The organism is Paenibacillus ihuae, assembly GCF_001368795.1.
GTDB classification, from domain to species: domain Bacteria; phylum Bacillota; class Bacilli; order Paenibacillales; family Paenibacillaceae; genus Paenibacillus_AQ; species Paenibacillus_AQ ihuae.
Window position 1 is genome coordinate 4093663 of sequence record NZ_LN831198.1, and the last position, 3741, is coordinate 4097403.

Sequence of the window (3741 nt, forward strand, 5' to 3'; positions counted from 1 at the left end):
AGCATCCTGCACCGAGATGCTCCAATTGGAGCTGTCGCCATGCAGCACAGTAGATCCGGTGCCTTCCGCCCCGGCCAGCTTGCGCAACATGGCCGCGCCGGGATGCCGGATCAGCGCTGGTCCTACCCAATCCAGGTAGCTGCGTCCCCTGGCCAGCAGATGGTCAGGCAGCAGCAGCTCCTCGCGGTTCTGCGTACTGGTCCAAGCGGACACGGCACGCGGTACATCTCTTAGCGTGCCTACGAGAATCATTTTATCCCGCGGCCGGGTTAAGCCCACATACAGCACCCGCATCTCCTCGGCCAGCAGTTCCAGCCGTGACCGGCGGTTGATGGCTAAGTAAGGGAGAGTCGGATAACTGACTCTAGTCTCCCGTTCCACAAAACGCGGTCCGAAACCAAGCTCCTTATGCATGAGGAACGGGGAATACAGGTCCTGGCGGTTGAAGGGCTTAGCCATTCCGGCCAAAAAGACTACCGGGAATTCCAGCCCCTTGGATTTGTGTATTGTCATAATCCTTACTCCGCCCGCCTCTTCACCGCTTCCTCCGGCAACCCCGAGGTCGCCCCCGTTCTCTCTCAGCCGGTTAATAAAGACGAGAAAACGGAACAATCCGCGTGCCGAGGTGTCGTTCTCGAATTGTACAGCCCGGTCATACAATGCTTTGAGGTTGTTCTGGCGCTGGAATCCGCCCGGCAGTCCGCCGACCCATTCCAGATATCCGCTCTCCCCGTAAATCCGCCAGATTAATGTACTGAGGCTGCCCTGCCGCGCCGCATTCCTCCAGCTGTCCAGCTGTTCGAGGAAATGCAGCAGCTTCTCCCGCAGACGCAGCGGAATCTGTTCAGCCGCGTCGGCAAAAGGCTCCAGAGATACGGCAGTCTCTGCTTGAACCTTATCTCTTCCGTATCTATATTCAGCCGCCGCAGGATCCTCATCCCGCTCCAGTCCGGTAAAATAATCGGCTCCGCCGCTTCCCGCCCGCCGCTCCCCGGCAGCTGCCAGGAGAGCATCAAAGAAGGTACCGTTACTGCACAGGCGTACAGTGGCCAACTCCTCCTCGCTTAAGCCGACTACAGGCGAGCGGAGCACTCCGGCCAGCGGAATATCCTGACTCGGGTTGTCGACGATCTGCAGCAGGGAAAGTGCAATTTCCACTTCTGTCGCCTGAAAATACCCTTTGTTCTGATCGCCAAAGGCCGGAATGCCTTCCAGGCGCAGCTCTTCAATCATCAGCGGTGTCCAGATCCGGGCAGAGCGCAGCAAAATTACTATGTCACCATACACCACCGGACGCATGATGCGCAGCGATTTATCGTAAATCAACAGGGGGGCACTGCCGGTCATCCCGGTCATCTGGGATATACGCCGGGCAATTGCCCGCGCTTCCAGCTGCGCCGTCTCGCTCTCAGCCGCTTCATTCTCCTGCGCCGGGAGCTCCCCGTCTTCTCCGGCTTCCTCGGCACGTCCGCCTGAAGCTCCCCGGTCGATGAGCAGCAGCTCAGGGGCAAAATAAGTATCCGGACCTTTCTCTTCCGCCCCGGGAAAGTTCGCCCCGTATACCAGCTCTGCACGCTGGTCGTAGCTGATTTCTGCAACCGTCTTGTCCATAATCTGGCGGAAAATCATATTGACGGCATTCACAACTTCCATCCGGCTGCGGAAATTGCGCGCCAGGTCAATGACCATGCCGCCCGAACCGGTATTCTCAGTCCTATCCTTAGCATTCATACCGGCACCGTCATACTCCGGCTCACCGTACCCTGCTGCGTTCACGGAACTGAAGCTGTTATATTTGTCCAGAAACAGACCCGGCTCAGCCAGCCTGAACCGGTAAATGCTCTGCTTCATATCGCCGACCATAAACCGGTTACCCGGTGATTCCCGGGAGATCAGCCGCACAATTTCCTCCTGAACGCTGTTCGTATCCTGATATTCATCCAGCAGCACTTCATCGAACTGGTCACGGTATTCCATTGCCGCATCCGATGGCAAGGAGCGGCCCGGCTGTGAGTCGGGATGGCGCAGGATTTGCAGGCAGTAATGCTCCAAATCACTGAAATCCACAAGCGCACGGCCAGCCTTCTCTGCGCGGTAGCGTTCCCCGAAGGCGATGACTGTCTCCGCCAGCTCCTGCATCAGCGGAGCCGCCTCATGCAGCTCTGCCAGATAAGAGGCGGCAGGACGGCCGAACAGCGATTTTTGCAGCTCAAGCAGGCTCTTTTTCACATTGTCGCGCAGGTCTTTAACCATCTCCTGAAGTCCGGGATCGGTTGAATCCTTCTTGCAGGCCTTCAGCTTGCCGAACGATATTTCCACAAAGATATCATAGAGCTCTCCCCAGGGCCGTGAGGCCACCGCCTCCTGCAGTCCGCGTACCATGGCAAGATCTTCTGCCAGGCTGTCCGCATACGGCGCAGGGCCGCCCGGCTGCAGAGCGATGTCCCGCCCCTGTATCAGCTGGCTGGCCGCTCCATCCAGCGTCAGCTTAGCTTCGGCGAGAATGCTCTGCACCCATGCCGTGTGCCCCAGACTCTCCGTGTCCGGGAGCGAAAAGTCAGCTGCGGTATCCCGCAGCCACTGCGCCGGCCAGGGATGACTGCGGGCAAAGTCATGCAACCGCTGTACAAGAGAATGCACCGCATCGTCACTGCGTTCGCCGCTGAACCAGTCAGCCAGCTTCACAAACACGCTGTCTGTCCCGTCTTCGGAGATTTCCCCGTATTTCTCTTCCAGCAGTTCTTCCAGCAGTTCCTGCCGCATCATCTCCGCCTCATGCTCATTCAGAATCCGGAATCCGGGATCTATCGGAATGAGCTGGTAATAGCGGCGGATGACTTCCAGACAGAAGGAGTGCAATGTTGTAATGGAAGCCCTGCCGAGCAGGGCAAGCTGGCGGCGCAAATGATCCGCATCCTCATGTTCCTCCCCCGCTGCGCCTTCCGCCTCCTCCAGCTTCCGCTCCAGCGCTTCGCGGATCCGCTGGCGCATTTCCGAGGCCGCCGCTTTGGTGAAGGTGGCGACGAGCAGCCGGTCCACACTGAAGCCATTCTGGCTGTTACTGATTTTCCGGATAATCCGCTCTACCAGTACCGCAGTTTTACCTGAGCCTGCTGCCGCCGCTACCAGAATATCGTCGCCGCTGCCGGCTATAGCCCGCCACTGGTCATCGCTCCAAAAACTGCCCTCCGGCTTCTCTTCGATTGTACTTCTAATTGTCACGGCTTCTCTCCTCCTTTGCGGGACAGCAGGTCCCAAATCGCGTCTTTGCCGGGTTTGCCCAGATTGTTGTACCCGTTACCCTCTACAGCCTCATCAAACTGGCATACCGGGCGGAACGAGCAGAAGGTGCAGGCCGTTTCCTGTTGAATCCGGTACGGCTGGATCGCCACATCACCTTCTGTAATGCGTGTCCCGATCTCAGTAATATTGGTTCGTACCGCAGACAGCAAATGCCCCCACTGTTCAGGTGTAGCGACAGATGCGCTGCTATAGAAGGTGCCGTCACTTTTCAGCGCTACCGGTACGATCGACGAATGTCCTTTATCCAGTGTTGTATCCATCAGGGAGACAACCTCGCGGTCAGCGGTCAGCAGCCCCTTCATTTTGAACCGTTTAAGCAGCTCCTGCTCCGCCTGTTCCCGGTTCAGCCCGTTCGGTGAAGAGAGCAGCGGATCATGCACATGGAAATACAGTGTTCCGGCCGGAAGCGCAGCTCTGCCCAGCCATTGCTCCGAGTAG

2 protein-coding genes are annotated in these 3741 nt (G+C 58.0%); both read right to left on the minus strand.

From position 1 onward, the window contains the following. Nucleotides 1-3216 (minus strand): UvrD-helicase domain-containing protein (locus AQR02_RS18920; protein ID WP_425340017.1); only part of this gene is annotated, 3216 nt, incomplete at its 3' end. Between the two features lie 2 nt (nucleotides 3217-3218). Beyond that, nucleotides 3219-3741 (minus strand): PD-(D/E)XK nuclease family protein (locus AQR02_RS34605; RefSeq protein WP_245237549.1); only part of this gene is annotated, 523 nt, incomplete at its 5' end.